Source organism: Phaeobacter sp. JH20_37 (assembly GCF_048056015.1).
GTDB classification, from domain to species: domain Bacteria; phylum Pseudomonadota; class Alphaproteobacteria; order Rhodobacterales; family Rhodobacteraceae; genus Phaeobacter; species Phaeobacter bryozoorum.
This window is the reverse complement of sequence record NZ_JAYMWW010000014.1, coordinates 241206-267398: the sequence shown is the minus strand read 5'-3', so window position 1 is coordinate 267398 and position 26193 is coordinate 241206. Positions and strand designations below refer to the sequence as shown.

At 59.6% G+C, this 26193-nt stretch carries 28 protein-coding genes and 2 tRNA genes; 17 read left to right on the top strand and 13 right to left on the bottom strand.

Annotated features, from left to right (window positions below):
* Positions 1 to 24: 24 nt before the first annotated feature.
* Positions 25 to 588, top strand: coding sequence for a DUF4453 domain-containing protein (locus VWZ87_RS12605; protein WP_416535079.1), 564 nt, complete (start codon positions 25 to 27; stop codon positions 586 to 588).
* A 32-nt stretch (positions 589 to 620) separates the two neighbouring features.
* Here the strand turns inward: VWZ87_RS12605 and VWZ87_RS12600 are convergent, their stop codons facing one another.
* The 5 genes from VWZ87_RS12600 to VWZ87_RS12580 all read right to left on the bottom strand — a co-directional run bounded on the left by VWZ87_RS12600 (position 621) and on the right by VWZ87_RS12580 (position 6508).
* Positions 621 to 1547: an alpha/beta hydrolase gene (locus tag VWZ87_RS12600; RefSeq protein WP_340546088.1), complete on the bottom strand. Its 927-nt coding sequence runs from the start codon at positions 1545 to 1547 to the stop codon at positions 621 to 623.
* Between the two features lie 142 nt (positions 1548 to 1689).
* A complete protein-coding gene (locus VWZ87_RS12595; protein WP_340546089.1) occupies positions 1690 to 3585 on the bottom strand; it encodes an acyl-CoA synthetase in 1896 nt (631 codons plus the stop codon).
* Positions 3586 to 3766: 181 nt separating this feature from the next.
* Entirely contained in the window at positions 3767 to 5566 is a 1800-nt protein-coding gene (locus VWZ87_RS12590) for an ABC transporter transmembrane domain-containing protein (protein ID WP_340546090.1), read from the bottom strand.
* Between the two features lie 198 nt (positions 5567 to 5764).
* Positions 5765 to 5838 (bottom strand) — tRNA-Gly (locus VWZ87_RS12585).
* 121 nt (positions 5839 to 5959) lie between these two features.
* Positions 5960 to 6508, bottom strand: a complete 549-nt coding sequence (locus tag VWZ87_RS12580; protein ID WP_416535078.1) for a CoxG family protein — start codon at positions 6506 to 6508, stop codon at positions 5960 to 5962.
* Between the two features lie 465 nt (positions 6509 to 6973).
* On the opposite strand from VWZ87_RS12580, the gene VWZ87_RS12575 reads away from it, so the two are divergent.
* From VWZ87_RS12575 to VWZ87_RS12555, 5 genes are all read left to right on the top strand, one after another.
* Positions 6974 to 7567, top strand: a complete 594-nt coding sequence (locus tag VWZ87_RS12575) for a LuxR C-terminal-related transcriptional regulator (RefSeq protein ID WP_416535137.1) — start codon at positions 6974 to 6976, stop codon at positions 7565 to 7567.
* Between the two features lie 17 nt (positions 7568 to 7584).
* Complete coding sequence (locus VWZ87_RS12570; protein WP_416535077.1) at positions 7585 to 8838, top strand: FIST N-terminal domain-containing protein; 1254 nt, start codon at positions 7585 to 7587, stop codon at positions 8836 to 8838.
* Entirely contained in the window at positions 8835 to 11138 is a 2304-nt protein-coding gene (locus tag VWZ87_RS12565; RefSeq protein ID WP_416535076.1) for a PAS-domain containing protein, read from the top strand. The genes VWZ87_RS12570 and VWZ87_RS12565 overlap by 4 nt, the downstream gene beginning before the upstream one ends.
* A 163-nt stretch (positions 11139 to 11301) precedes the next feature.
* Positions 11302 to 12066 (top strand): sirohydrochlorin chelatase, encoded by a 765-nt coding sequence (locus VWZ87_RS12560; RefSeq protein WP_416535075.1) that lies wholly within the window; start codon positions 11302 to 11304, stop codon positions 12064 to 12066.
* A 231-nt stretch (positions 12067 to 12297) separates the two neighbouring features.
* Positions 12298 to 12371, top strand: a tRNA-Cys gene (locus VWZ87_RS12555).
* A 62-nt stretch (positions 12372 to 12433) separates the two neighbouring features.
* On the opposite strand, the gene VWZ87_RS12550 is transcribed toward VWZ87_RS12555, so the two are convergent.
* Positions 12434 to 13618, bottom strand: a complete 1185-nt coding sequence (locus VWZ87_RS12550) for a tyrosine-type recombinase/integrase (RefSeq protein ID WP_416601187.1) — start codon at positions 13616 to 13618, stop codon at positions 12434 to 12436.
* Positions 13619 to 13939: 321 nt separating this feature from the next.
* On the opposite strand from VWZ87_RS12550, the gene VWZ87_RS12545 reads away from it, so the two are divergent.
* Complete coding sequence (locus VWZ87_RS12545) at positions 13940 to 14287, top strand: hypothetical protein (protein WP_416601184.1); 348 nt, start codon at positions 13940 to 13942, stop codon at positions 14285 to 14287.
* Positions 14288 to 14289: 2 nt separating this feature from the next.
* On the opposite strand, the gene VWZ87_RS12540 is transcribed toward VWZ87_RS12545, so the two are convergent.
* Complete coding sequence (locus VWZ87_RS12540; RefSeq protein ID WP_416601181.1) at positions 14290 to 14931, bottom strand: hypothetical protein; 642 nt, start codon at positions 14929 to 14931, stop codon at positions 14290 to 14292.
* A 71-nt stretch (positions 14932 to 15002) separates the two neighbouring features.
* Between VWZ87_RS12540 and VWZ87_RS12535 the strand changes: the two genes are divergently transcribed.
* From VWZ87_RS12535 to rpsU, 4 genes are all read left to right on the top strand, one after another.
* The gene (locus tag VWZ87_RS12535; RefSeq protein ID WP_366140679.1) at positions 15003 to 15302 is read left to right on the top strand and encodes a helix-turn-helix domain-containing protein; all 300 of its coding nucleotides are present in this window, start codon (positions 15003 to 15005) and stop codon (positions 15300 to 15302) included.
* Positions 15303 to 15304: 2 nt separating this feature from the next.
* Positions 15305 to 15505 (top strand): hypothetical protein, encoded by a 201-nt coding sequence (locus VWZ87_RS12530; protein WP_303704609.1) that lies wholly within the window; start codon positions 15305 to 15307, stop codon positions 15503 to 15505.
* 247 nt (positions 15506 to 15752) lie between these two features.
* Positions 15753 to 16814: a DMT family transporter gene (locus VWZ87_RS12525; RefSeq protein ID WP_416601177.1), complete on the top strand. Its 1062-nt coding sequence runs from the start codon at positions 15753 to 15755 to the stop codon at positions 16812 to 16814.
* A gap of 189 nt (positions 16815 to 17003) precedes the next feature.
* Positions 17004 to 17204, top strand: coding sequence for a 30S ribosomal protein S21 (rpsU, locus tag VWZ87_RS12520; protein ID WP_114872101.1), 201 nt, complete (start codon positions 17004 to 17006; stop codon positions 17202 to 17204).
* Between the two features lie 148 nt (positions 17205 to 17352).
* Here the strand turns inward: rpsU and VWZ87_RS12515 are convergent, their stop codons facing one another.
* The 5 genes from VWZ87_RS12515 to VWZ87_RS12495 all read right to left on the bottom strand — a co-directional run bounded on the left by VWZ87_RS12515 (position 17353) and on the right by VWZ87_RS12495 (position 21501).
* A complete protein-coding gene (locus VWZ87_RS12515) occupies positions 17353 to 18270 on the bottom strand; it encodes a DMT family transporter (RefSeq protein ID WP_416601174.1) in 918 nt (305 codons plus the stop codon).
* A gap of 452 nt (positions 18271 to 18722) precedes the next feature.
* Entirely contained in the window at positions 18723 to 19139 is a 417-nt protein-coding gene (locus VWZ87_RS12510; protein WP_416601171.1) for a GFA family protein, read from the bottom strand.
* Positions 19140 to 19172: 33 nt separating this feature from the next.
* A complete protein-coding gene (locus tag VWZ87_RS12505) occupies positions 19173 to 20087 on the bottom strand; it encodes an AEC family transporter (protein ID WP_416601168.1) in 915 nt (304 codons plus the stop codon).
* 64 nt (positions 20088 to 20151) lie between these two features.
* Entirely contained in the window at positions 20152 to 20889 is a 738-nt protein-coding gene (locus tag VWZ87_RS12500) for an SDR family oxidoreductase (RefSeq protein ID WP_416601165.1), read from the bottom strand.
* A 9-nt stretch (positions 20890 to 20898) separates the two neighbouring features.
* Positions 20899 to 21501, bottom strand: a complete 603-nt coding sequence (locus VWZ87_RS12495; protein ID WP_416601162.1) for a glutathione S-transferase family protein — start codon at positions 21499 to 21501, stop codon at positions 20899 to 20901.
* A gap of 138 nt (positions 21502 to 21639) precedes the next feature.
* Here VWZ87_RS12495 and VWZ87_RS12490 point away from each other — a divergent pair, with 138 nt between their 5' ends.
* Genes VWZ87_RS12490 through VWZ87_RS12480 form a run of 3 tightly spaced genes read left to right on the top strand, consistent with a single transcriptional unit; the run spans position 21640 to position 24201 of the window.
* Complete coding sequence (locus tag VWZ87_RS12490; RefSeq protein WP_416601159.1) at positions 21640 to 22119, top strand: winged helix-turn-helix transcriptional regulator; 480 nt, start codon at positions 21640 to 21642, stop codon at positions 22117 to 22119.
* A gap of 21 nt (positions 22120 to 22140) precedes the next feature.
* Positions 22141 to 22926, top strand: a complete 786-nt coding sequence (locus tag VWZ87_RS12485) for an enoyl-CoA hydratase/isomerase family protein (protein ID WP_416601156.1) — start codon at positions 22141 to 22143, stop codon at positions 22924 to 22926.
* Positions 22927 to 22983: 57 nt separating this feature from the next.
* Positions 22984 to 24201 (top strand): MFS transporter, encoded by a 1218-nt coding sequence (locus tag VWZ87_RS12480; RefSeq protein WP_416601153.1) that lies wholly within the window; start codon positions 22984 to 22986, stop codon positions 24199 to 24201.
* A 279-nt stretch (positions 24202 to 24480) separates the two neighbouring features.
* On the opposite strand, the gene VWZ87_RS12475 is transcribed toward VWZ87_RS12480, so the two are convergent.
* Positions 24481 to 24768: a hypothetical protein gene (locus VWZ87_RS12475; protein WP_416601151.1), complete on the bottom strand. Its 288-nt coding sequence runs from the start codon at positions 24766 to 24768 to the stop codon at positions 24481 to 24483.
* Between the two features lie 163 nt (positions 24769 to 24931).
* On the opposite strand from VWZ87_RS12475, the gene VWZ87_RS12470 reads away from it, so the two are divergent.
* From VWZ87_RS12470 to VWZ87_RS12460, 3 genes are all read left to right on the top strand, one after another.
* On the top strand, positions 24932 to 25258 hold the full coding sequence (locus VWZ87_RS12470; protein WP_416601148.1) for a hypothetical protein: 327 nt from the start codon (positions 24932 to 24934) through the stop codon (positions 25256 to 25258).
* A 64-nt stretch (positions 25259 to 25322) separates the two neighbouring features.
* Complete coding sequence (locus tag VWZ87_RS12465) at positions 25323 to 25901, top strand: lytic transglycosylase domain-containing protein (protein ID WP_416601145.1); 579 nt, start codon at positions 25323 to 25325, stop codon at positions 25899 to 25901.
* Positions 25901 to 26191, top strand: a complete 291-nt coding sequence (locus tag VWZ87_RS12460; RefSeq protein ID WP_025060020.1) for a TrbC/VirB2 family protein — start codon at positions 25901 to 25903, stop codon at positions 26189 to 26191. Before VWZ87_RS12465 ends, VWZ87_RS12460 begins: the two co-directional genes overlap by 1 nt.
* The last annotated feature ends 2 nt before the right edge of the window (positions 26192 to 26193 follow it).

Here is a 26193-nt window from a genome sequence, read left to right as displayed (position 1 = left end):
CGCCGCGATCAACAGGAGCCTGCCATGCCCATCCGCTATCTCACACTACTGTTAACGCTGCTGCCCTTGCCCGCGTTTGCACAGGACGGCTGCGATGATCTGTGGTTCACGCGAAATCTGATCATGGACCGTGCCGGCTATTGTTTTGGAACGGTGCTGGGCCAAAGCGTTTTCGACAATAGCGATTGCCTCGGAAAATCCGTCGCGCTTGACCCGCAGAGCAACCGGCAGGTGCAGGACATCCGCGCGCTGGAGAAGTATCACGGCTGCAAGGTCAACACCGGGCGCAGGCAGTTGACGCTGAACGATACGCATCTGCGGCGGTTGCTGGTGGATCTGCCGATCCGCGATGAATTTGAGGGCGCCTGTCTGGGTTGGCTTGGCGCTCCGGTCCCGCTCTATTCCGGCCATAGTGCGGGCACCGCCCGTATCGGCACGATCCAACCCGGCGACACCATCGGCTATGCGCATCTTCCAGTGGGCAACTGGTCCTATGTCACCACCCACAGCAGCGACTGGCGGGTCAAGAGCGGCGGCTGGTACAACCGCGCAGCCGCCCCTGAAAACTGCCGCGACTTCGCAGGCTGATCATGTGCCAGGGGCCGGGCCGACGACAGCGCTCACTCATAAGGCCAGAGCCCCTGCCCCAGCGCCTCCACGGCGACGGAGATCCGTTCGAAACTATCACGGGCGCGGCCGACGCTGTGGCGGGCGCGCAGATAGCCATGGACCAGCCCCTGTTCGTTGATCCAATGCGCTTTGCCACCGGCGGCCATGATCTTGTCGCGGTAATGGCGGGAATCATCACGCACCGGATCACAGTCGGCAGTGATCAGCACCGTTGCGGGCAGGTTAGAAAAATCGGTATCGGCCAGCGGTTCGAGGGTCGGATCGCCCGTCGCCTGCGTGCCTTCCGGGCGGCGAATTGACCCGTAGTAGAGGATATCATCCCGTGTCAGCATCGGCGCCTGCGCGTGTTCCAGATAAGAGCCCTGATTGATATCGCCACCAAAGGCGCCGTAGATCAGCACCTGCCCCACCAGCCCGTCAATACGTCCGCGCGCATGATGCGCCACGGCGGCACAGAGATTGGCACCGGCGCTGTCACCAGCCAGAACCAGATCCCCCTCAAAACTGTCGCGGATCCACTGCAAGACCGCCCAGGCGTCCTCAAAGGCCGCAGGGTGGCGATGTTCTGGGGCCAGACGGTAATCCACCGCCACAACGCGATAGCCGCTCTGGGCGCAAAGCTCGGCGCAGACGTCATCGTGGCTGTCCAATCCACCAACGACAAAGCCGCCGCCATGGCAGTACATCACCGTGCAGCCCGGCTCTCCGGCGGTGTAGATCCGCACCGGCACCGCCCCCACCAGCCGATCCTCGCAGCGGACCACATCCGGGCGCGCGACACGGAATTCAGCGGCCATGTCATCATAGACCTTGCGCTGTTCCGTGATCGACAGATCCACCGCATCATCCGGGTAACATTCGCCGGTTTTGCGGATAAAGGCCCAGGTTTCTTCGTCGATCAGCCGCTCGTAGTTCATCTCACCCGTTCCCTATCTTCATAGTCCGTCGAATGAGATTAGCAGCGCCGAAATCAAAAACCATGCTTTACAAATGAAAAAAGCGCCCGCGTGGGGCGCTTTCTGATGCTGGGGTGACGCAGTGCCATCCGCCGCTCTGGGATCAGCCCTTTGGCATCGGCTCCCAGGGGCGGGTAAAGACACCAAGCACATCCGAAATATCGGAGGCCGAGGCGCCATTGGCCTCAACCTGGGCGACCAGACCGCGGCTTTTGTCGTCGACCACATGTTCGACGCGCGCAGGCAGGCCGGCCTTCAGCAGGGCCTCATTGTAGATCCGGGTGATGGCATTCTTGCGCAGATCAGGTTTGAACACCTTGCCCACGGCCGTCTTTGGCAGCTCATCCATCACCGTGACATGTTTCGGGATTGCCGCGCGTTCATGCACGTGGATCTTGCAATAGGCCAAAAGATCCTCCGGCGTCACGCTTGCGCCATCCACCAGCTCGACAAAGGCACATGGCACCTCGCCGGCATGGGCATCCGGCTGGCCGATTGCACCCGCAAAGGCGACGGCCTCATGCCCCAGCAGCGCCTCTTCGATTTCGGCCGGATCAATATTGTGGCCGCCGCGGATGATCAGATCCTTCGCCCGGCCCGTGATCCAGAGATAGCCATCCGCATCCAGACGGCCCAGATCGCCGGTGCGCAGATAGGTGTCCTTGTAGAACAGACCTTCGTTCTTCTCGACCTCGGTATAGGTATGACCGGCATAGACGCCGGGGCTCGAGATACAGATCTCACCGATCTCATCCACACCCAGCTCGACCATATCGCCATTGGTTGCCTTCACGATCTTGACGTCAGTGTAGGGCAGCGGAATGCCGATCGAGCCGATCTTCTTTTCGCCTTGAACCGGGTTGCAGGAGACCAGGCAGGTCGCCTCGGTCAGGCCGTAACCTTCGACAATGCTGACGCCCGTTGCGCTTTCGAACCGTTTGAACAGTTCGACCGGCAGTGGCGCCGAGCCGGAGAAGGCCGTCTTCACGGTCGAGACATCGGCATCGACGGGCCGCTGCATCTTGGCCGAAATTGCAGTGGGCACGGTGATGATAAAGGAAATCTTCCAGCGTTCGATCAGCTTCCAGAAATTGTCAAAGACACCCTCGCCGCGATAGCCCTGCGGTGTCGGGAACACCACATGCGCCCCCGAGGCCACCGCCGCCATCAGGATCACATGGCAGGCAAAGACATGGAACAGCGGCAGCGGACACATGATATTGTCATCTGCGGTAAACAGCAGCTTACTGCCCAGCCAGCCGTTGTAGTTCATGCCGGAATAGGTGTGCTGCGCCACTTTGGGCATCCCGGTGGTGCCGCCGGTGTGGAAATAGCAGGCCACCCGGTCGCTGTCGGAATCCGCGAACGTCAGCTCGGTCGGATGCTTGCGCAGCTCTTTGTTGAAATTCTTGTAATCCGCATGGGCCAGCTTGTCCTTGCCCTCAAGCTTGGGGCGGATCATCGGTACAATCCAGGATTTTGGCGGCGTCAGATAGCGGTTGAGGTCGATTTCCAGAACCGTGTTCACCTTGGGCGCATGGCGCACCGCCTCCGCCACCTTCTGGGCGACGTCGGTCTTGGGGAAAGGCTTCAGGGTCACCACCACCTTCGCCCCGGTTTCGCGCAGGATCGAGGCGATCTGCTCAGGCTCAAGCAGAGGGTTGATCGGATTAGCGATGCCTGCCACAGCGCCGCCGAGCAGGGTCACGACGGTTTCATTGCAGTTCGGCAGGATATAGGCGACCACATCCTTTTCACCGATCCCCATGGACCGGAACATATTCGCCGCCTGGGTCACCTTGTCCTTCAGCTGGCGCCAGGTCAGGGTCTCGGCCTTATCCTTGGGACCAGAGAAAATCTGGTAGCTCACCGCGTTGTTGTCGGGAAATTTCCCGGCCGTACGGGACAGCAACCCATAAAGCGTCGTCGGCATATTCCGCTGCCCAAAAGGCATCTCGTTCGTTAGTGCCAAGCAGTCCGCAGCCGTGGCAAATCCCATTGGTTTCCTCCCCTAGTCCCCTTGTGCCGGGGAATTTCAGTTAACACAAAATGATTTGAAACGACCCGCCGCGCAAGCGCGCCGACAGGGTCACGTCAAGGAAGCCTGCGCTTTGACGCAGCGACATTTGAAGTTTTTCGACCTTGAAGCCGAAATTCGGCTCATTTGAGACCGGGTCTGCCTATTCCGCAGCCAGCCCATCGGTGAACTGAAGCCGTGCAAGACGCGCGTAAAGCCCGCCTTCGGCAACCAGCTGATCGTGGCTGCCGGTGGCCACGATACGGCCCTCTTCCATCACCACGATGCGATCTGCCTTTTTCACGGTTGCCAGTCGATGCGCCACGATCAAGGTGGTGCGGCCCTGGCTCAGCTCATCGACAGCGGCCTGCACCAGTCGTTCGCTTTCGGCATCCAGTGCGGATGTGGCCTCATCCAGCAACAGCACCGGCGCGTCGCGCAGAATCGCGCGGGCGATGGCGATCCGTTGTTTCTGACCGCCCGACAGCATCACGCCACGTTCCCCGACCTGGCTGTCATAACCCTCTGGTAGCCGAGTGATAAAGTCATGTGCGGCGGCCGCACGGGCGGCGGCCTCGACCTCGGCGTCGCTGGCCTCGGGACGACCAAAGCGGATATTGTCCCGCGCCGAGGCGGCAAAGATCACCGGGTCCTGAGGCACCAGCGCGATATGTCTGCGGAAAGCATCCCGTTGCAGGTCCCGCAACGAGACACCATCCAGACAGACCGCACCATCAGTGGGATCGTAGAACCGCTGGATCATCTGGATGATGGTTGTCTTGCCCGCACCGGAGGGGCCGACAAAGGCAACCGTCTCGCCCGGCTTCACCGTCAGGGAGACGTCGCTCAGGGCCGGAATCAGCGGACGGGCGGGATAGCGGAAGGACACATTGTCAAATCGGATTTCGCCCCGCACCGGTTCGGCCAGCGCCTGCGGACGCGACGGATCCTGCACCTCATCCACCGCCGTCAGCAGCTCCACCAGACGTTCGGTTGCGCCAGCGGCCCGTTGCAATTCGCTCCAGATCTCTGACAGCGCCGCTACCGAGCCTGCTACCAGCACCGCATAGATCACGAACTGGACCAGGGTGCCTTCGGACATGACCCCGGCGCGCACATCGTTTGCGCCCATCCACAGGACGCCAACCACGCCGGAGAACACCAGAAATATCACGATCACGGTCAGGAAGGCACGGGTCTGGATCCGCCGCATTGAAACGTCAAATGCGGTTTCTGTCATCCGGCTGAATTCGCCCCGGCTGGCGCTCTCATGCGTATAGGCCTGAACCGTCTGTACCGCGCCCAGCGCCTCACCCGCGTTGCCGGAAGAGGCCGCGATCCAATCCTGATTCTCGCGGCTGATCTTGCGCAGCCGCCGCCCCAACACCAGAATCGGCACGATCACCGCAGGCACGATCAGCAGAACAAGGCTGGTCAGCTTGGCCGAGGTCAGCAGCATCAGCACCAGACCGCCGCCAAAGATCAGCATATTGCGCAGGGCAATCGACACCGACGAGCCCAGCACCGACTGGATCAGCGTTGTATCCGTGGTGATCCGGCTCAGCACCTCTCCGGTCATGATCTGCTCGAAAAACGCCGGGCTCATGCCGATGACGCGGTCAAACACCGCCTTGCGGATATCTGCAACCACCCGCTCTCCCAGCCGCGTGACCAGCGCATAGCGCAGGCCCGTGCCCACGGCCAGCAGCGCCGCAATCACCAGAGCAGCGGCGAAATACTGGTTCAGCAGCTCAGCATCGGAAACCCGGAAGTTATCGACCACCCGGCGAACCGCCAGCGGCAGCGTCAGCGACAGGCCCGCGGTGAGCACGAGTGCTAGCGTCGCGGTGGCCATCAACAGGCGGTAGGGGCGCATAAACGGCCAGAGGGCAGACAGGACACCAATCTTGCGCGATTTCTCGCGCTCTACATCCGCAGTCGGGACCGCTTGATTGCCCGCCATGTCAGCTCCTTCGACGTTCCGTGTGGCAGGCTCTGTCGCCTGCGCATCGCCAAGGTTCATGACCCCGCAAACCCCTGAGGTCAAGCGCACAGAGGCCGTCAAAGCCTGTCATACCGCCGCATGAATGGTTCGGGACCGCCCTGAACACCCCAGAGAGATCTTCTGCGCGGCTACCGGTCTGATCTATGTCGGAAATCCTGGAGCGGGTAGCGGGAATCGAACCCGCACCTTAAGCTTGGAAGGCTCTTATGATACCATTTCACCATACCCGCTCAGGGAATTTGGTCTATAAATCGGTGCTTTCGGAGCGTCAAGCGGCTGTGGCGTGAAATCGTGAAATTTCATCTGGAAGAGCCGGATTAACCGCCATCTCTCCCCTGACCACCTGTCCGCTCAATTGCCGAGCACCCGGCCAATCCAACCTTTGCGCGGCGCCTCGTCCTGGCTGGCGTCAGGTGTCCCGGCCTCCTCCACTGAGGCATCTGTTTCGACCGAACTATCCCCTTCGACGGCGGTCTGGAACCGTTCGAAGAACTGGTCGGCCATCTTTTTGGCAAACCCGTCGATGATCCGGCTTCCAAGCTGGGCGAGTTTGCCGCCGACCTTGGCCTCGACCTCATAAGTCAGCAGGGTATGCCCGTCCTCACCATCGCTCAGCGTCACATGGGCGTCGCCCTTGGCGAACCCAGCCGCGCCGCCCTTGCCCTCCCCCCGCAGGGTCAGACTATTGGGCGCATCTAGATCGGACAGGGTCACAGTGCCACGGAATGTCGCCTTAACCGGGCCGACCTTTTGTACCACAACCGCCGTGAAACCCTCCTCGGCCGATCCCTCCATTTCCTGGCAGCCGGGCACCGCATCCTTCAGCGTTTCGGCATCCAGAAGCCCCTGCCAGACCTCGGCGCGCGGGGCAGCGATGCTGCGGGTATCGGCAAGTTTCATAAGCCTATTCCTTTTGCTGGCGATACATCGTGTTGCGGGCACTGGGACGCCCCTGCTGGCGCCTGCATAACGCAATCCGGCTGCGCGCCGATATGCGACATTGGTTGCAGATCAGACGGCGACGGTGCGCGCAGCAAGGATAGCACAGGCCTACGCTCCCGCCAGACGCGAAATCACGGCCGTTGCATCTTCGCGAGCCGTCTTAGACTTTTCGCCTATTGGTCGCGGCTTGCAGGTGCTGCTAGCATGAGCGGCATGGCGGGCGCGTGGCTTTGGCGCGCGATGTGACCCGCGATTGCCCGGCGCAGACCATGGACCATTGGCATAGGCTTGAGGAGTTTGATGACCCATTCGCCCGCCCCAGATCATCCCCAGCGACCTCGCACCCCGGATGCGCAGGACCCGGCAGGCTTTGTGACCGCGCTGATCGTCGAGGATCACCCGCTGTTCTGCGACGCCCTGGCGATGACGCTGCGCGCCACGGTTGGGATCACCAGCATCGCAACCGCCGCGACAGTGGAACAGGCCATTTCCGAGGTTTCGGACACTCCTGCTCCCGATGCGGTGGTGCTGGATCTCAACCTGCCCGATGCTCAGGGCCTCGACGGGCTGATACGGCTGCACAATGCGACGACCGCGCCGATCCTTGTCGTATCGTCGATGGCGGACAACCGGGTCATCAGCGCAGCCATCCACGCCGGTGCCGCCGGCTTTGTGCCCAAGCACAGCCAGCGCGAGATCTATATCGACGCCTTTGACGCCATCGGCAGGGGCACGCCTTTCGTCCCGCCCGGCTATGTGCTGCTGCCGCGGGACAGTGAAACGCAGGATGCGACCGGGCGTCTGGCGACGCTGACCAATCAGCAGGCGCGGATCCTGCAACTGATCTGCGCGGGCAAACTGAACAAGCAGATCGCCTATGACCTGTCGATCGCCGAAACCACGGTAAAGGCGCATGTCACCGCGATCATGCGCAAACTCGGGGTCCAAAGCCGGACCCAAGCGGTTCTGATTGCAAAGGAAACAAGCTTTGCAAACGTCTTGCAAGATCTGGGCTGAGCTGCCTACCATCCGACATGACGCGCCCCGCCCCCTTCCCTGACACGGCTGATCCCCGCGCAACGGCGCAGGCTTCAGACCGGGTCTCTCTGCCCGCCATGGCGGGGGCGCTGCACAATGCGGATCGCATCACCCGCACGGGACGGGCAGCGGCAGACGCCCCTGATGCGCTGGCGACATTGGCCGGAACGCTGGCGCCGCTGGACGAGCTGGAGCTGGTCATCCTCTTTGTCTCGCCGCGGGCCGATATCCATGCGCTCAGCGCGGCTGCGGCGCGGCAGCTCGCACCGGCCACTGTTGTTGGATGCACCACCGCAGGCGAGATCGGCGAAGCGGGCTATACCGACGGGGAGATCATCGCAATCGGCCTGCCGCGCAGCCATTTCTGCGCACGTGTGCTGAGCATCGAAGATCTGAACACATATGATGCCCAGTGCCAGATCGACCAGATCATCCGCAACCGCAACGACATGGCGCGAGAGACGCCGCAATGGACCTCCGAATTCGCCTTTCTGCTGATCGACGGGCTGTCGATCAAGGAGGACGCGCTGACCGCCGATCTCGCACCCGGTCTGGGCCCCGTGCCGCTGTTTGGCGGCTCCGCAGGCGATGGTACCGATTTTGGCGCGACCTATGTGCTCTGTGACGGCATCGCGCGCCAGAATGCGGCGGTGTTGCTACAGATCCGCAGCAATTGCCCGGTCAAGGTCTTCAACACCGACCATCTGGTGCCCACGGCCCAGCGCATGGTGGTCACCGGTGCCGATCCCGCCCGTCGGCTGGTCTATGAAATCAACGCCGAGCCGGCCGCGCGAGAATATGCACGGCTCCTGGGCAAGGATCCTGAACAGCTGACCACTTTCACCTTTGCGGCCCATCCCGTCGTCGTGCGCCTGGGTGGCCAGCACCATGTCCGCGCGATTCAGCAGGTCGCTGAGACGGGCGATCTGGTGTTCTTTTCCGCCATCGACGAAGGCGTCGTGCTGACCCTGGCCGAACCCCTGGACATGGTCGATCACCTCGACCGCGCCCTGACCGCTCTTGGCGAGACACAGACCCCGGATGTGATCCTTGCCTGCGATTGCCTCCTGCGACGGATGGAAGCCCAGCAAAAACAGCTCACGCCGCAGATCTCATCGCTTCTTGCCAAACATCGCGCTGTCGGCTTCTGCACCTATGGTGAACAGGTGAATTCCATCCATGTGAACCAGACGCTGACAGGGGTTGCCATCTATCCGCCCCTGGCCTGCGACCCACCGGCACGATCATGACGCAAGGCCTGATTGATCCGCGCGACTCGCTGGAGCGGCAGAACGAAAAACTGCTGAAAATCACCGCAACGCTGATGCGCCGGGTGGAACAGAACACCGATGCCTCCGGTCTCGCCTATGCGCAGTTCGAACGCGCCGTTTTGCTGGAAGAGGAAATCCGCAGCCGCACCCGCGATCTGGAGCGAACGCTGGACCTTCTGAACCTGTCCAATGCCAAACTTGCCGAGGCCAACCGCGAGACCGAGGCGGCGCGCGCCAATCTCGCCGATGCCATCGAAACCGTGCAGGAGGGGTTTGCCCTCTTTAATCCGCAGGATGTACTGGTGATGTGCAACAGCCGATTTGGGATGCACATGCCCGACATCCACGCGCGGCTGCGGCCGGGGCTGGCGTTTGAGGCCTATGTCAATCTGGTCAGCGGCAGCTCGGCCCTGTCGCTGCCCGCCGGGACCACAGCCGCCGAATGGGCCGCGCGCAGGCTGGCCCGGCATCAGGACCGCAGCGTCATGTTCAACGTTCGCATGACCGGGAACCGCTGGCTTCAGGTCAGCGAACACCGCACCTCCGACAGTGGCACCGTCATCCTGCAAACCGATGTCACCGACATCATGCGCCTTCAGCACCAGGAACGTGAACGCATCCTCGACGATCAGGCCCGGCTCATCCGCGCCACTTTGGAACACCTGAACCAGGGGGTCTGCATCTTCGATCAGCAGGCGCGTCTGGTTGGCTGGAACCGGCTCATGGGAGAGCTGCTGTCCATTCCGATCAGCCGGTTTCGCATCGGCAGCCGCTTCGAGCGGATCTTCGAACATCTGCGGGCGGAGTTCACATTTGAACAGGCCGATATGGCCGATCAGGTCACCCTCTGGACCCGGCCAAAAGCAGATCCTGCACCGGATATCCCTTCTGAACGGATGCGATCCGGCCCAGCGATACGGGCGCCGCTTTCCTTCGACGTGCAGCAGGGCATGACGCGGGTCCTGACGGTTTTTATGCAGGAAATGCCCGACGGCGGTTTCGTGATCAGCTTCACCGATGTCACCGCCGAACGGACCGCCGCGCGCGCGATGAGCGAGGCCCGTGACACGCTTGAACAGCGTGTGCTTGACCGAACTCTGGAGTTGGAAGACGCGCTTCAGGCCGCCGAACGCGCCAATGCCTCAAAGTCGCGCTTTGTGGCCGCCGCCTCCCATGACCTGCTGCAACCGCTCTCGGCGGCAAAGCTCTTTGTCGCAGCGCTGCAGAGCGAATTGCCGACAGGCGGTCCCCGCGAAACCCTGAACAAGGCGGCAAATGCGCTGGACAGTGTAGAGACACTGGTCTCAGCGCTCCTTGATATTTCGCGACTGGATTCCGGCCGCGCCACACGGCATGTGACGTCCGTCGATCTCGACGACCTGCTGCTGCAACTGCATGACGAATTGCGCCCGATGGCAGATGCCAAGGGCCTCTCGTTCCGCCTCAGGCTCAGCCAGACGCGGGTGCTGAGCGATGTGACCTACCTGCGGCGCATCCTGCAGAACCTGATATCAAATGCGCTTCGCTATACCAGCCGGGGGGGTGTGCTTGTCGGCATCCGCCCCCGCCGGGACTCGGTCCGGGTTGAGATCTGGGACACCGGGACCGGCATTCCCGACGAGGATCGCACGCTGATCTTTGCAGAATTCCAGCGGCTGAACGCCACGGTGAGCGCCGCTGACGGCATGGGCCTTGGCCTTGCGATTGTGGAACGCGCCTGCGGGTTGCTGGGCCATCCCCTGACGCTCAGATCCCATGTGGGGCGCGGAACGGTCTTTGCCGTTGATCTGCCCCGTGACACCGCACGGCTGCACCAGTCACATCAGTCGGAGCTGTCCGGCGCTCGCATGGCCGAGGTCGCCCCTTCCGGGACAGCCTCCCCGGATCCGGCAGCTGTGCCCTTGGGGCAGCTGATCGCGCTGCTGATCGTCACCGATCCCGATCTGCGCCACGCATTGACCCTGACGATGGAGCAATGGGGGATCGATGTCTTGCCCTGTGCCAGTGAAGAGGATGCCCGCGCCTTGCTGACGGAAATCGACGTCACACCGGATGTTCTGGTGATTGACCTGCAACTGGGGGCGGACCAGAACGGCGCCGAGGTGATCGCCCGCCTCAACCGCGACCTTGGCGCGCTGCCCGCCTGCCTGATCTCCGCCGACCGCCGCCCGCAGGTCGCCCGGCTTGCCCAAAACACAGGTGCCAGACTGTTCACAAAACCCATTCAACCGGAGCAGCTGCGCAGTTTCCTCGACGATCTGCGACAGCCGCCTCAATGACGCCCATGGCTTGCCCCCAGCCCCAGCGGTGGCGAGGCCATGGCGGCCCGCAGAAGATTGATCCAGCGCCCCCGCCCTGCCGTAATGCCATCGAAACACCCGCAGGCGACCCGCAAGGTCGATGCCCTGCCAGCCCCCTCCTACAGCCGAAAGGCTCCTCCAGATGACCGATCCCGCCCCCCTGCCCCCACATCGCCTGACCGCCGTGATTACCGCGCATGGCCAGCCCTCCGATCCGGCGCCCCAGGAACGCGCGCTGGCCAATCTGGCCGATGCCGTCGCTGCGCTGTTGCCCGACTGGGATATCCGCTCGGCCACGTTGTCCACAGCTGATCGACTGGAACAGGTGACACCAAAGGGCGCGCTGATCTATCCGTTCTTCATGGCCAACGGCTGGTTCACCGGCTCGGTGCTGCCCAAGCGGCTCCAGGGGCATGATGTTCACCTGTTACCCCCCTTCGGTCTGGACCCGGCCCTGCCGGAACTGGCCTGCAAGGCGCTGGCCACGGCCTGCGAGGCACGCGGATGGTCGCTGCCCCGGACCCGCATCCTTCTGGCCGCTCATGGGTCGGCCCGGGGCCCCAAGGCCGCCGAAGCCGCCGAGGCCTTTGCAGCCGCGATGCGCCACCACCTGCCGGGCACGGATCTGCTCACAGGCTATGTCGAGGAAGATCCGCGTATCGCGGACGCCGCCCGCGATCTTGCGGCGGCCAAACCTGAACACCTGACCCTCTGCCTGCCGTTCTTTGCACAATCCGGCGAACACGTCCGCGACGATATCCCCGAGGCGCTGGCCGATGCCAGTTATCCCGGCGACATATTGCCCGTGCTCGGGGCGCTGCCCGGCGTCCCCCAGCTGATCGCCGACGCCCTAAGGCAGGCTCTCCTCGGGCCAAACCCGGCAGGAGACAAAGCCGGTGGGATCTGACCAAACCCGCCCGCAGCCCGGCGTAACCGTCCCCCCGTTGCGACACCCGGCAGGGCTACGGACAGCCACCAAGGCAGCCTGCCCCGCTGGCGCCCCCGGCAGATCGACACTCAAAGCGGCACTCCAGCCCATTGCGGCCGCAGAATTTTTCAAAATTTCCCGCCGGTTCTGCGCACGCCCCCTTGCACCGCCCCCCGGCATGTGATTAATCACGCCTCACACCACCGGTAAGGCGAGTTGGCGGAGTGGTGACGCAGCGGATTGCAAATCCGTGTACACCGGTTCGATTCCGGTACTCGCCTCCATTTAAAAACAATCACTTACATCACTCCTTGCCGTGTTTGAGGCCCCGCGTTTACAGGGGCGTTTACATTTTTGCGTCTTGAGACAGTGATTTTGCTCGATTGAGCTTGCGCAGAACCGCATCGCTTTCGTCCGGGCTAACCTGCGCATAATGCTCGATAACCTGCGCTGCGTAGCGAACCGACCACCCCATGAGCACCGCGATCTGGCGCAAAGACAGATCGGCATTCAGCAATCTTGTCGCCGCCGTCCCGCGCGTGTCAGACAGAGTCTTCTCCCTGCCGTCGATCCACGGCGGGATCTGAGCTTCGCGACGCCACTTGGTAATCTGGTTTGATGCCCAACGGGCCGTCAAAGGCCTGCCAAGCTCTGATACCAGCAGCACCTCTTGGCCTTCAGGCGTCTCTGCGATCAGTTTCTCAAGGGCTGATGTGGCAGGGATATATGCGATCTGACCACGCTTACTGGTCCTGAAACGAAGGCGCTTTCCGTGCGGCGTGTCTTCGAATTGGTCCATCTTGACCTGAACCAGATCGGCCGCTCGCAAACCGGTTTCGCATCCGGCGGTCAGGATCCTCTGCACCCACCTAGGCGCAAATTTGTTGAACTGGGCGATGTCGCCACTCGTCCAGATGATTTCTGTGCGGTTCGATTGGTAGAGCTTCTTAAGCTTGTGACAGTGATGCTCTTTCAGTTTGCCCTCTTCTACCGCCCAATTCAGAACGCGTGTCGCATGGGTGCCCGCCATGTCGTGCTGCTTGGGCGAATGGAGCCATTTCTTGCGCCAATTATTGACCTCGCCCCGCGAGGCGCGCTCTTCGAACATCGCGACAGGATCTGCACCGAATTCTTCGCGAAACAGCTCCAACCATTTGCGGATATCGACCTTAGAGCGCTCAGCCTTGGGCAGTGACGCGCTGGACAGGAAATCGTCGACCAACTGAGTCGTCAGATATTCGGCGGGGCTTACAGGCGTACCGCACTGTGAAAACGCATGGAAGAAATCGGGGTCTTTGGGGCTTGGGTCCGTCCCTTCCCAAAATTTGGGGCCACCCCGCCAGGCATAGAAATGGTAGCGAACACCAGACACAACCTTTCGCCGGACACGATGGACGCCTTTAGGGAGGTTACTTCTGGGCACGGCGCGCTCTCCGCTGTGCAACGAGGCTCGATTGCGAAGTGGCTTCGCGTTCTGCTGCGCTGATGCCTTGAACAGCATCCAGTCGCGCCCGAATGAGTTTCGGATCATACCACCCGCGCCGCCCGGGCACCGGAGCGATGCCAGTCCTGCGGCAAAAGTCGTAAAACGACGCGCTCGGTTCATTGTAACCGAAGAGAAGCGCGAGCTCTGGGGTTGGAATCAACTGAATATGGCTAGGGCTCATTTCTCAGCCCTCTCACCCACGGCTTCCTGCCGCGACATGGCTGCCCGCAAACAAGACACCACCTGCGCGCCCTGTGAGCGCAAGTTCCGCACAGCCTCCTCTTCGAGCCAAGCTTTCACGTCCGCTGGTAGGTTCAGTTTGAATTGGGTTGTCTTCATATTTACACCTCAACAAAAGGACATTAAATGTCCATATCATTGAGGACAAATATTGTCCATCATGGAATCATGAAAGATGAAGCTTTGCTCCAATTCAAACTCTTGCTTCCTGCCGCGCTGAAGAAGCGTCTGGAAACACATGCCACCCTGAACCGGCGCAGCCTGTCGCAGGAAATCGTCGTCGCACTAGAGGAGAAGTACCCAGCTGCAGAACCGGATGCGACGTCCGACCCAGCGGCCCGGCTGCTCTTCTGGCTTGCCAAACGCATCCGTCGAAGAAACCCAAAGGCTGGGACACCTCGGGACAAACAAGCCGCCCTGTATGAACGCATTGCGGGCGATATCGCAGAACGTATGAAGGACATCGGCGAATAGCCCTAATAGGCCACCCACTCATATCCGTGGGTGCCCTCGTGATCTTCCCATTCGACACCGACCCCGCGACGCCAGCTTGACGAAGAACAGCGCCGTGACGGCAGAACCCATTGTGGGGCGGCGGCTGGTGTCGTGCGTTGCCAGCCGAATTCGCCCTGCGTGCCGTAGGTCCCGAGGCGCATGTTGTAGCTCTCGGAACAATCATCGTCGCGACCACGTTCGCGATGACTATAGTACCGCACATCCCAGACGCGGATTGAGCGCACGAAATCGAATTCCAGACCACTGATGTCGATATCGGCACCGCCTTCAACCACCTGTGTCAGAATGACTTGGCCGAGCGTCTGACCTGTTTGGTTGCTGGCCTCCCAGATTTTCGGGGCCGTGCTTTGCATAGGCGCGCGCTCCGCAATACCCATAGGACAACGCCAGATTTGCAATGGCGGCTCAATCGGCCAGGGCGTGATCCGGCGGATAAACACGGCGCGGGCATGGGCACATTCTGCTGACGCGGGCCACCCACCGGCCAGGCAAAGCAGAATGGCACAATCGACCTGATAGGCTTTCGCCGCTTGTGGAGCCACGGTTGAAAGCAAAGCCAAAACCGTTCCGGCAGTCCAATTTCTGATAAGTCTGCGCCGCATGTCAATATGTGCCTTTTGATCTCATTACTACATTATTGATAGCTTACGGTTACACTCCACCTTTACACCATATGCGAGTATCCATTTTGCGAGGCTCGCGCGCGTTTTGTGGAATATATTCCGTAGAGCAATCTCAGCGATCTGGCCGAATACAGGCCATGAGATTGAGGGAAGAAGTAGGGTTAAATATCCGGAATCTAAGAAATTCCAAAGGTATGAGCCAAGAACAACTAGCTTTGGCTGCGGACGTGGACCGCAGCTACATCAGCGAGATCGAACTCGCCAAGAATTCAGTATCAATCGATATTCTGGAGCAGATTGCGCTTGCCCTTGATGTTGCTCCCAAGGAATTGCTTAACGAGAGGGGCTAGTTATGCCCGAACATGAAAGTGTTCGCTCAACGGCCGAAGCCATCGGCCGCATTACGTGTATCAAGACAGGCGAAGAAATCGGTCTGCTGTATCAGTGGGATAACGGCGAGACGCAGGCCTCGCTATACGATGGCGGCCATCCTAAAACACCACACTGCTCAGATCATCCCGCTGAACCGGACCTTGGTGCAAAACGCAGCTAACGGCCGGAAAGAGCCCATACCGGAAGTGCTCCTGCGCAAACGCTCGCAAGTGCAGCAATTCGGACGCCAAAATTGTTAGCTGCGCCGCAGAGAGAAAAGCAGCCATTCGTTGTAGGTGCAGCGAAATCACGATGGGCTACGACCGAGTTGTGGGACAAACTGACCTTTGATCTGGATTATTGATTGAAACCGACATTCCGGTCGCTGCGTGGCGGGATGCTCATCCTGGAATAAGCAGTCTACTGTCATGACCGCCTCAACATATACACACGCACCGTCGCTGTCCCGCACTCTCCAAGGGATCACCTGTGTGCTTGCGGGCATGGTGCTGTTTGTCGGGCAGGACGTTCTAATGAAGGGTATGTTGACACATTACCCGGTGTGGATGCTGATCTTCAGCCGCTCCATCGTCGCTTTGATGACCTTGCTGCCGCTCGTCCTGTGGCTAGGTGCGCCGCATCGTATTTTTACCCCTCTTTGGCCTTGGTATCTAGCACGTGCCATGCTCTTTGCTTCAGGCTTCGCGATGTTCTATACCGCCTTCCCTTTTATGGGCCTTGCCGAGGTCACGACACTGTTCTTCGCCGCACCCTTGATGACTGCGACTTTGGCTGCGCTGTTTCTGCAGGAGAAGGTTGGAATACACCGCATTGCCGCGCTGCTGGTAGGGTTTGCGGGCGTTGTCATCGCGATGAACCCCACAGGCGGAAATTTTGGCTGGATTTCGGTTCTTCCGCTTTTTTGCGCACTTACCTATGCGATCAGCCAAATCATTGTGCGAAGGATCGGAGAGCAGGACACATCGCTCGTCATCGGCCTATACACGATCTCGTTCTCGGGTTTTGTAATCGTTCCGATGGGATTTGTGGTTACGCAAATGATTGTGGTCTCGCCAGAACTAAACCATTTGCGCATGAGTTGGCCCCTGCCAAAGGTCGAGGGCATCGCCATGCTGGCTTTACTGGGGGCAATCGGAACGGTGGCCTATACACTGGTCTCGCGTGCATATCAGATCGCCAGCGCGAGTGTGATCGCACCATTCGACTATAGTTACCTGCCTTTGGCAGCCATCCTCGCATACCTGCTGTGGGGGGAAATCCCACCCCATACGACCTTCATTGGCATGGTACTGATCATAGTGAGCGGCATGTACACAGCCTATCGTGAGCTTCGGGTCAATCGCTCCGCAGACGACAACCCGCCCACGGCTCAGACGGTTTTTACCCCAGGCGCGCCTTCTATGGTATTGGCGGACGCGTTGGATGCTGACGCCATGGAACTGGATGAGTTTGACAAGAAGTTACCTTAATCTGCCATCAGCCTCGGCTGATACTGGGTGAGCGAAGATACTGCTGAAAACGCGGCTCAACGGTCGAAAACCAGAACTAGGAAGAACACCGTTTTCCCGACATGCAGTTGCATACACAAAAATTACTTTGACAACTGACGGGCTCGTGCAAATCTCAATAAGTTGTTTCTGGAAAGGTTTGAAAACCACATGCAAGTAAGTGTTCGCGACAACAATGTTGATCAAGCTCTTCGGGTGTTGAAGAAAAAACTACAACGCGAAGGTGTATTCCGCGAAATGAAGCTGAAGGAACACTTCGAAAAACCTTCCGAGAAAAGGCTGCGGGAAAAAGGCGAAGCAATCCGCCGCGCCCGAAAACTTGCGCGAAAAAAACTGGAACGCGAAGGGTAGCTAGACGTCCCTTTGGCTAATATCGCGCAATAGCAACACATACAGCGGAACCCCAAAAGCAACAATCATCATGCGCAAGTGGATCTGATCACACATGCAACGCACCCACTCACGGCGACCCCATCTGGAATAGGTTGTTCCCAATCCCCTAAGGTGACGTGATCGGCGGCGGCCTACGTCGCTTGCCTGACAGAGCGTTTCCGGCAATCGCCGCAAGCAACACCGCGCCGCCAGTCAATGTGTTGAGCGTGGCGGTTTCACCGATGAACAACCAGACCCATAACGGCCCAAGGAGCACTTCGGCCAGTGACAACAGCGCAAGTTCCGCAGCAGGAAGACTGCGAGACCCCAGTGTATACAGGATCAACCCTGCGCCGACCTGAAACACCCCCATGCCCATGGCAATGCCGCCATCCCGGACCGACAGCACCAGGGACAATTCCAAAATCAGGCATATGCCGGACGTCACGATGATGCCGAACACTCCGGACAGAAACACCGACGGCAGCATTTCAACCGATTTCCCCCACCGCAGCGCCACAGTGAAGACCGCAAATCCAAAGGCGGACCCCAACGCCGCAAGGCTACCCCTCAGGGCAACGCCTCCGGATTTATCTGCGACCATGATCGCGATACCGGCAATGGCGACGGTGATCGCCACCCAGGTGGCAGCGCGTACAGGTTCACGCAGAACAACCCACCCCAAGACCGCCGCCATAAAGGGTGCTGTTGCAAACAGAAGCATGGCGTTTGCCACAGATGTCGCCTGGATTGCATATATCCCTCCGGAATAGGCGGCCACCAGTGACAGCCCTGCGATCACTGCTGGGAACCCGGTGCGACGGATCTGGGCAAAAGGGCTTTCACCAGAGCGCATACGAATGAACACATAAAGCAGAAGTGACAGGCTGGCCGATCGGTAAAGTAATATCTGCCACACAACCGCGTCTTCGATCAGCCGTATTCCAAGCCCGACGGTCGACCAAAGCACACCAGCAGCAAAGACAAACAGGACACCAAACCGGTGCCCGTCCGTGCCTTGTGACGGTTGGCTCATGGCAGTCATTTGGTCTCCTTGGGACATTTCTGTCTCATTGCTAGCGATGCGGCTGTCGCATTAGCCTTCCTTTTGCGACACTGAAACTGTTCGTGGTACATAGACGCCAAGGAATGGCCTCTGACCAGCACCTTCTGCCAACGCCGCGAATTGGTACTTCGTCCCGCACTATGCAAGTTCATGCACGGCACAGCGAAGGTCGGTCCATCCTGAACCAGCCTTTGGCGATCTGCGCAGCGAAGGTGTCAAAAGAGCCCGTTCCGGACATGTCCAGCCATTATGCTTTGGGTCAGTCCAACTTCGGGACTCTGAAACGGTTGTCTGCTCTCAACCTGCGACCCAATATCAATGATATCAAATGCGCAACTCGCAAATGGCGCGGGTCCGCAACAAGGAAATCCGAATGCTCCCGGGGCTTGTTCGGAGCTATCTGCTTCAGAAAGCCTTTGCGGCATAGGTTCTTATCCTGGCATCACATCGGACTTGGGCAGGGCCGGATCCATAACGTCCCAAGGCTGTGCGCTATTTACAAAGATGTCACGACTGGGGGTATACCAACTCGGGTCGTCCAGACTTCCTGCATAAATCACGATCGCGCCCTCGCCACCGCCATTGATCAGGAACAAAGGCGACCCGCATGTCACACAGAAGCCCCGGCGCATGGCATGCCCACGATCAGCCGGGCGTTCGAACCAACTTGGCTCACCTTTTTCCATCGTGAAGTCGGTTTTTTTGACCAGCACCGCCGGGAAGTAGGCACCGCCGGTTGCTTGCTGGCAATGGCGGCAATGGCAGTTGCCCATGTATCGCGCGGGGCCCGTAGAGCGGTAGCGGATTGCACCGCAGGCACAGCCGCCTGTAAAGCTATCTGTCATCATTCCTCCTTGCTGCACTGGCCATTGTTTTTCGCATCAGAGCGACGCAGCCACCGTGATTGTGACCAATGACCCTATCGACGAATAGAGAATTGCGCGCGCGATGGCGTCAACCCGCACGCCATAGTTCAGCGCCAGCATGAAACACATTGCCCCGCAGGGTGCCGCGGCCACCATCATGGCGGGGTTGCGCACCTCGGGCGTCAGTTGCAGCACCCCGGCAAAGATGGCCCAGGCCAGCAATGGGTGAACGACCAGCTTCACACCGGTTATGGCCACCGGCAACATGGGGCGGGCGCCGCTGGCCTTCTGGCTCAGAATAACGCCAAGCGCGAACAACAGCACAGGCGAGGCTGTCGCGCCCAAGAAGTCCGCGAAGACATCAAAGCCTGTGGGTACCGAGACGCCCAACAGTCCGATCACCAAGCCAAGCACCATGGCAACCAGCGGCGGATTTCGCGTGATCTTTCCCAGCGTGTGCCCAAGAGAGGCACCTTTGGTGGACAGGACGTCCATCAGGATCAAAGAACCGCTGAAAATCAGGATTCCGTCCATGGAAATGATCGCGACAATCGGCATCGCGGCGGTCTCTCCGAACAGGGTGACCGCAATCGGCAGAACGAAGAGGATATGGTTGGTCAGGGCGATGGCCAGGCCCAGAAGGGCGGCCTCCATAACATCGGTTTTGAAGACCCGCCGCGCGATCAGAAATCCGACCGCATACATCACCACTTCGGTGACGAAATACCCACCCAGCATGGCAAAGTTGAACTCTGCCAGCGGGGCATTGGCCAGCAATTGAAACCCCAGGGCGGGCATGGCGACAAACATCACAAATTTGTTCAGGGCCATGGCCATGTTGAAATCGAAAGTGCCGCGCAGGCCAAACACGTAGCCAAGCGCGCCAATCCCAAACACCGGCAGCACGCCGTTCAGCAATTGGTCGAGCATGGCGTCTCTTTCTGCTTGTCTGGTGGAAGACCGGCCTGTCTGGAACCGCACAGGCTGTCGGCTGTCACCATGTTTCGGCGAAGGGGCGGATATCCAGTTCGTGGGTCCAGCCGTCGCGCGTCTGGTGGTGCAGGGTCCAATAGGCTTCGGCAATGCTGTCTGGGTTCATCAGCGTATCCGGGGGCAGGGTATCGGGATCATTGCCCGCTTGTCGGACCCGGTCGCGGACAAAGGCGGTGTCGACGCCTGCATCAATGACCAAGTGCGCGACATGGATGTTTTCGGGGCCCAACTCGCGCGCCATGGACTGCGCCAGCCCGCGCAGCGCAAATTTGCCAGAAGCAAAGGCAGCATATCCCGCACTGCCACGGACTGAGGCCGTTGCCCCGGTGAAAAAGATCGAGCCTTTCTGTCGCTCCACCATATATTTCGCCGCTTCACGCCCCGAAAGAAACGCAGCATAGGCGCACATTTCCCACACCTTGCGAAAGACGCGCTCGGTTGTGTCCAGAATGGGGAACCGCACATTGCCGCCGACATTGAAGATGCAGATCTCTATCGGTCCGATCTCGGCCTCGACCATTGCGAACATCTCGATCGCGGTCTCTTCCTTTCGGGCGTCCCATGTGAACCCTTGGGCACTGCCGCCCGCTGTTTCGATTTCAGCGATCAGGGGGGCAAACTTTTCCCCCCGACGGCGACCCATCACAACATGAAATCCGCCTCTGGCAAATCGCCTGGCAATAGCTGCACCAATGTAGTCTCCGGCACCGATGATCAGACAAATGGGCTTTGCGGTCATATCGTTACTCTATGCTGCTTCGGCTGTCTGGAAAGCCGGTCTGGCCTCTAACCGATCAGCATAGGCCGACAGGTTCGGCAGGTTTTCGAACGCCGCCCCAAGGCGGCGCGACATAACAACGGCATGCCCAGTTATCGTGTCTGCAATGGTGAAATCCCCGGCCAGAAAGTCTTGCCCCTCCATATGCAGCTCGACCGCCGCGAGTGTGCGGTTCAGAAGCTTCAGCGCGCGCGCGGCGATCTCATCATTGCGTCTTTCGGGCGGCAACAGGATGGTTTCGACCACATAGTTGTTGATTGGTGGCATAATCATGCCTTCGGCATAATGCAGCCATTGCAGGTATTCGGCAAAGTTCGCGGCTTCGGGGCCAGGGGCCAAGTCGGGCGCATATTTGGCCGCCAGATACTGCGCAATGGCGGTGCTCTCGCTGATCGTAACATCCCCGTCGATCAGTGTGGGCACGCGGCCATTGGGATTGATAGCCGTGTAATCCGGTGCGCGCATTTCCTTCTGGCCCAACGTAAATTTCACCAACTCATAGGGCTGACCTATTTCTTCGAGCAGCCAAACCGTGCGTACCGCACGCGACTGGGGCGCAAAATAGACTTTCATGACGAACCTCTCGGAAACACGTTAGGACTTTGCGAAGCGTTCGGCACAAGACCGGCCCGGCTGTCCTCTGGGATTTGTTGACAAGCAGGAGACTTCAACTTTAGAAGTTAGTCAATTCAAAAAATGAAGTGACTGTTCATGAGCCGCTCTGACCTTCCGTCGCACACCTGCACCATCGCGCGCGCCGTTGCGCAAGTCGGCGATGAATGGACGCTTTTGATCGTGCGGGAAATGTTCCTAGGGACCCGACGCTTTGACGACTTCCTGCGCCTCACCGGCATGTCGTCCCACCTTCTTGCGCAGCGCCTAAAAAAGCTGGAAGCGGAAGGTGTAATCCGGCGCGATCCTTATTCAGAACGCCCGCCACGGCACGAATACCGCCTGACGGAAAAGGGGCGCGACCTGTGGGCGGTGATCATCGCGTTAAAGCAATGGGGCGATGGCTGGTTGGGCACGGATGACACCCCTGTGCAGATCATGCACAAGGCTTGCGGCAAGGTTGTCAGGCCCCATATGACCTGCCCAGATTGCGGCGAGCGCATAGAGGCCCACGACGCCGAAGCCCAGCTTTCGCACAGTTTTGAATTGGAACGACAGGCCGCAAGGCGTGCGCCGTAAAATCTGCCAAAGGTCAAACATATGGATTATGAAACACTTCGCTTCGAGATTGCCGACGGCATTGCGACAATCACTTTGGACCGTAAGGACAACCCGGCCAACGCACTGAACGCGCGGATGGCCGAAGAGCTGTTTGATGTCGGTGTACGTTGCGGTGCGCCCGACGTGCGCGCCGTGATCGTTACCGCCACGGGCAAGATGTTCTGCGGCGGCGGTGATCTAGCTGAAATGGATGCCGCACCCGACAAACACGCGCATCTGACCCGAATGGCAACGATGCTGCATGCAGGTCTGATCCGGCTTGCCCGGATCGATGCGCCGGTCATCATGGCGGTGAACGGCACTGCGGGCGGCGGTGGATTCTCTGTCGTCCTATCTGGCGATTTTGTCATCGCGTCGGACAAGGCTAAGTTTGTCTCCGCCTATACGTCCTCGGGTCTGACACCGGACGGATCGTCGACCTACTACCTTGCGAAACACGTCGGGTTGCTGCGAGCAAAAGAGCTGATGCTGACAAATCGCGTCCTGACAGCTGACGAGGCTCAGGCCTGGGGCCTGGTCAACAAGGTGGTCCCGACAGAGACCGTGATAGACGAAGCCCGAGCAATGGCGCAATGCATCGCCAGCGGGCCGACCAAGGCTTTTGGCGGTGTGAAAAGACTTCTGGACACGGCATTTTCAGATGGCTTGGAAACCCAGCTGGATCGCGAGACGCGCTCTATCGCCGACATGATGCGCACAACGGATGGTCCTGCCGGGATCGCGGCTTTTCTGGCCAAGGAAACGCCCCGGTTCGAGGGGGAGTGATCCGGTCTTGAGCGACAGCGTATCGGGCAACGTTTCAAACATCGATAGGGGGCAGTAATGAAGACGGATGAAGAAAAGACACCAGGCCTTCGGGCGGCCATTTTGGCTGGGTGTATGGTGGCCTTTCTGGGATTTGGATTTGCCGCCACCTTTGGCGTTTTTCTGACCCCCATGTCTCAGGACCTTGGCTGGGGTCGAGAGGTATTCTCTCTTTCCGTCGCTGTCCAACTTCTCACTTGGGGATTTGCCCAACCCATTGCCGGGGCGGTTGCAGACAGGTTTGGAACGGCGCGGGTTCTCGCCTTTGGCGCAATATGCGCAGGTATCGGTTTTGCCCTGCGTGGGATGACGACCGATCCGACGGCATTTGTCCTGACCGGCATTTTCGTTGGGGCAGGCACCGGGGCGGCCTCGTTTCCGATCGTGATCGGCGCCCTGGGCAAGATTGTCAGTGCGGAACGTAGAAGTTTCATCTTGGGTCTGGGGACCGCAGCGGCCTCGCTTGGGATGTTTGTCGCGGCACCCACGGCAACAACGATGATTGGCACAATCGGATGGCAAACCGCTCTGATCGTGATCGGATGCAGTTTTGCACTCATCCTGCCTTTCCTGATCTTCATCGCGCGCGTGGCAAAGCCAACCGCATCTGGGTCAAGCGCGAGCGATTTCGGCCACGCCTTGTCGGTTGCCTTCACCGACCGGAGTTATCTTTGCCTGTTCTTCGGCTTTTTCGTTTGCGGGTTTCACGTGGCGTTCATCCAAACCCATTTGCCCGCCTATGTCATGGATCTTGGCCTTGCCGCATCTATTGGGGCCTGGTCGCTGGCATTGATCGGCCTGTTTAACATCGCCGGGTCGTTCTTCGCGGGATGGTCGGGCCAGCATTTGTCAAAGAAAGCCGTTCTTAGCGGCATCTACTTTGCGCGCGCCGTGGTGATCTCGCTGTTTGTTCTTGTGCCGGTCACAGAGGTCAGTGTTCTGGTGTTCTCGGCCGTAATGGGCCTGCTTTGGCTTTCAACCGTGCCGTTGACGATGGGACTGGTGGCGCAGACCCAAGGATTGAAGTTCTTCTCAACCTTGGCGGGTATTGTTTTCTTCAGTCACCAAACTGGCAGTTTCATCGGTGCTTGGCTTGGTGGTCGCATCTATGACGTGGCACAAGACTACACGCTGATGTGGTGGGCTGCGGTGGTGCTGGGCCTGTTGGCCGCTTTGATCCACCTCCCCATTCGCGAAGAGCCGGGTCCACTTGCGCGGGCTGAAGCGAGGGGGTGATGCGTGATCCGAAAGGTAGACAGACTCAGAGACTGCCTCATCCCGCGACTGAAGCGTTGGAACCGTCTGCGGCGAAAGCACGGTTTGAAATTTGTGGCTCGGCGGGGCTTTAAATGACCGATTTTGCGACTTTGGCTGCAACGCAGCGACGTGCGTACCGCACCCGCGAAGCGATGCTGCGTCAGCAACATGCCCAAGCATCAATGTCGGGAAAGTCCGCGTTGGCGACCTTCGCGGCAGCTTTACTGAAAGGCAGCTTTCTCTACGTGAGGACGGGTATCATTTCCTCATGTCGTCCAGGAACTCCAGAACGCGCGCATAGTCTCCACTGACCTCGCGCGCTTGCTCGAAGACCTCTCGCCTCTGCTGATCCAGGCATCGGAAGTACCGCTCGACATCGGTAAAATACGTCTCCGCATCGCGCCTCAACAGGTCAGCATATGCCCGCACGTGGTCGGCATTGGTCGGCATCCAAGGCGGCGCAGGCGGCAGGCAAGTGCCCGCAATCGCGGCAGAACCCCAGCTCAGAACGACCATAACCACCCATGTTTGTTTCAAAAGCGCCATATTATCTTGGCTCAGCCACTCCGTTGCAGTAAATTCGTTTCAACGCATGAAAGGCGCAATAACGCAAATTGCACCCATTGATTGCAAAATTATAATACTGTATCGGTTGGGGAGTCCATGAGGGACTGCCGAGCCAATGCACAATTCTGCAAGGCTCGATCCTATGAATTTGATGCAAGACGCCCCCAATGTTGTCAGTGAAGATGGGCTGCGCACGCTGCTTGCCGAGGGTCATTCGGCGGATGTTGTGTGCCGGGTTACGCCCAAACGTACAGGTGCTCAGTGGTCCGGAGTTTGGACCGTGCATTGCGTCTCGTCCGACGGTGAGGTGCGTCGCCTGCTCGTCACTGCGCGCAACAACATGGCCGCTCGGGAATTCAAGACAATCAACGGCTTATCCAGCTTCCTTGCAGGACTTGGAGTTTCGATCGTCTCGATCCCCATGCTCGAAGGCAAAGTTGCCACACACAAGTTGGACGACGCGGGCTAAGCTACTCGCCGTCCTCGCAGCATTTATTGCTGCCCCCGCCTATTCTGAAGGCTTCGTGCTTTCCATGCGGGCCGATGGCCAGCTGGAAACCAAATCCCCCCAATCCGGATTTGCACAGAGCTATGTCGACGGGATTGGTGCAAACCCACCAGAGCTGATTGTGTTTGCGGCCCGTGCGCCTGAAGCACCGCCCCCAGCACCCACCCGCGCAGTTCCCCGTCCCGAAATCCTCGCAGCCATTGAAAGCACCGCGCATCGCTATGGCGGGCACCCTGCTCTGCGCGGCGCAGGTCTGTCGGTGACGGAATGGCAGGCGCTCTTCCAAGCCAATATCGAAATCGAAAGCGCCTATCGCCCAAATGCACGCAGTTCTGCAGGTGCGATTGGCCTCGGACAGTTGATGCCAGCGACGGCCGCAGAACTCGGCGTAGATCCGCATGACTGGCAGGCCAACCTCGATGGTTCTGCCCGCTACCTTTTGATGATGCTGGCGCAGTTCGGCTCGCCCGAACTCGCGCTCGCTGCCTACAACGCAGGGCCTGACGCGGTCGCGCGCTACGGCGGCATTCCTCCCTACCAAGAAACCCAAAATCACGTGCACCGCGTCATGGCCGTGCGTGACCGACTGACTGGAGCCTCCTGATGCACATACAATTCCGCACGATCCTGTCGCTGGCTCTGGCCAGTTTGATGATTGCCAACCCGGCCTTTGCGCAGAGCATCGACCTCTCGCCGGTGCAGAACCTTTTGCAGGGCATCGTCGACACGATCACCGGCCCCCTGGGCATAGTCATCGGCACCTTGGCCTTGATCGGCGTGTTCCTCTCCTGGCTCTTTGGCATTCTGGATTTCCGCCAAGCCCTTTGGGTGCTGGTTGCCATTGCAGGCATCGCAGCCGCACCGACCATCGTGACCGCGATCTGGGGCGCGTAAAT

What these genes read in the sequence shown, in the direction of transcription:
- VWZ87_RS12525 (WP_416601177.1), top strand. Translation starts at nt 15,753, where the DNA reads ATGACCGCCTCAACATATACACACGCACCGTCGCTGTCCCGCACTCTC.
- VWZ87_RS12560 (WP_416535075.1), top strand. Translation starts at nt 11,302, where the DNA reads ATGACCGATCCCGCCCCCCTGCCCCCACATCGCCTGACCGCCGTGATT.
- VWZ87_RS12570 (WP_416535077.1), top strand. Translation starts at nt 7,585, where the DNA reads ATGACGCGCCCCGCCCCCTTCCCTGACACGGCTGATCCCCGCGCAACG.
- VWZ87_RS12540 (WP_416601181.1), bottom strand. Translation starts at nt 14,931, where the DNA reads ATGCGGCGCAGACTTATCAGAAATTGGACTGCCGGAACGGTTTTGGCT.
- VWZ87_RS12475 (WP_416601151.1), bottom strand. Translation starts at nt 24,768, where the DNA reads ATGGCGCTTTTGAAACAAACATGGGTGGTTATGGTCGTTCTGAGCTGG.
- VWZ87_RS12565 (WP_416535076.1), top strand. Translation starts at nt 8,835, where the DNA reads ATGACGCAAGGCCTGATTGATCCGCGCGACTCGCTGGAGCGGCAGAAC.
- VWZ87_RS12550 (WP_416601187.1), bottom strand. Translation starts at nt 13,618, where the DNA reads ATGATCCGAAACTCATTCGGGCGCGACTGGATGCTGTTCAAGGCATCA.
- VWZ87_RS12510 (WP_416601171.1), bottom strand. Translation starts at nt 19,139, where the DNA reads ATGATGACAGATAGCTTTACAGGCGGCTGTGCCTGCGGTGCAATCCGC.
- VWZ87_RS12465 (WP_416601145.1), top strand. Translation starts at nt 25,323, where the DNA reads ATGCGGGCCGATGGCCAGCTGGAAACCAAATCCCCCCAATCCGGATTT.
- VWZ87_RS12575 (WP_416535137.1), top strand. Translation starts at nt 6,974, where the DNA reads ATGACGCTGCGCGCCACGGTTGGGATCACCAGCATCGCAACCGCCGCG.
- VWZ87_RS12470 (WP_416601148.1), top strand. Translation starts at nt 24,932, where the DNA reads ATGAATTTGATGCAAGACGCCCCCAATGTTGTCAGTGAAGATGGGCTG.
- VWZ87_RS12545 (WP_416601184.1), top strand. Translation starts at nt 13,940, where the DNA reads ATGTCCATATCATTGAGGACAAATATTGTCCATCATGGAATCATGAAA.
- VWZ87_RS12505 (WP_416601168.1), bottom strand. Translation starts at nt 20,087, where the DNA reads ATGCTCGACCAATTGCTGAACGGCGTGCTGCCGGTGTTTGGGATTGGC.
- VWZ87_RS12490 (WP_416601159.1), top strand. Translation starts at nt 21,640, where the DNA reads ATGAGCCGCTCTGACCTTCCGTCGCACACCTGCACCATCGCGCGCGCC.
- VWZ87_RS12590 (WP_340546090.1), bottom strand. Translation starts at nt 5,566, where the DNA reads ATGGCGGGCAATCAAGCGGTCCCGACTGCGGATGTAGAGCGCGAGAAA.
- VWZ87_RS12605 (WP_416535079.1), top strand. Translation starts at nt 25, where the DNA reads ATGCCCATCCGCTATCTCACACTACTGTTAACGCTGCTGCCCTTGCCC.
- VWZ87_RS12600 (WP_340546088.1), bottom strand. Translation starts at nt 1,547, where the DNA reads ATGAACTACGAGCGGCTGATCGACGAAGAAACCTGGGCCTTTATCCGC.
- VWZ87_RS12595 (WP_340546089.1), bottom strand. Translation starts at nt 3,585, where the DNA reads ATGGGATTTGCCACGGCTGCGGACTGCTTGGCACTAACGAACGAGATG.
- VWZ87_RS12535 (WP_366140679.1), top strand. Translation starts at nt 15,003, where the DNA reads ATGCGAGTATCCATTTTGCGAGGCTCGCGCGCGTTTTGTGGAATATAT.
- VWZ87_RS12485 (WP_416601156.1), top strand. Translation starts at nt 22,141, where the DNA reads ATGGATTATGAAACACTTCGCTTCGAGATTGCCGACGGCATTGCGACA.
- rpsU (WP_114872101.1), top strand. Translation starts at nt 17,004, where the DNA reads ATGCAAGTAAGTGTTCGCGACAACAATGTTGATCAAGCTCTTCGGGTG.
- VWZ87_RS12530 (WP_303704609.1), top strand. Translation starts at nt 15,305, where the DNA reads ATGCCCGAACATGAAAGTGTTCGCTCAACGGCCGAAGCCATCGGCCGC.
- VWZ87_RS12515 (WP_416601174.1), bottom strand. Translation starts at nt 18,270, where the DNA reads ATGACTGCCATGAGCCAACCGTCACAAGGCACGGACGGGCACCGGTTT.
- VWZ87_RS12480 (WP_416601153.1), top strand. Translation starts at nt 22,984, where the DNA reads ATGAAGACGGATGAAGAAAAGACACCAGGCCTTCGGGCGGCCATTTTG.
- VWZ87_RS12500 (WP_416601165.1), bottom strand. Translation starts at nt 20,889, where the DNA reads ATGACCGCAAAGCCCATTTGTCTGATCATCGGTGCCGGAGACTACATT.
- VWZ87_RS12495 (WP_416601162.1), bottom strand. Translation starts at nt 21,501, where the DNA reads ATGAAAGTCTATTTTGCGCCCCAGTCGCGTGCGGTACGCACGGTTTGG.
- VWZ87_RS12580 (WP_416535078.1), bottom strand. Translation starts at nt 6,508, where the DNA reads ATGAAACTTGCCGATACCCGCAGCATCGCTGCCCCGCGCGCCGAGGTC.
- VWZ87_RS12460 (WP_025060020.1), top strand. Translation starts at nt 25,901, where the DNA reads ATGCACATACAATTCCGCACGATCCTGTCGCTGGCTCTGGCCAGTTTG.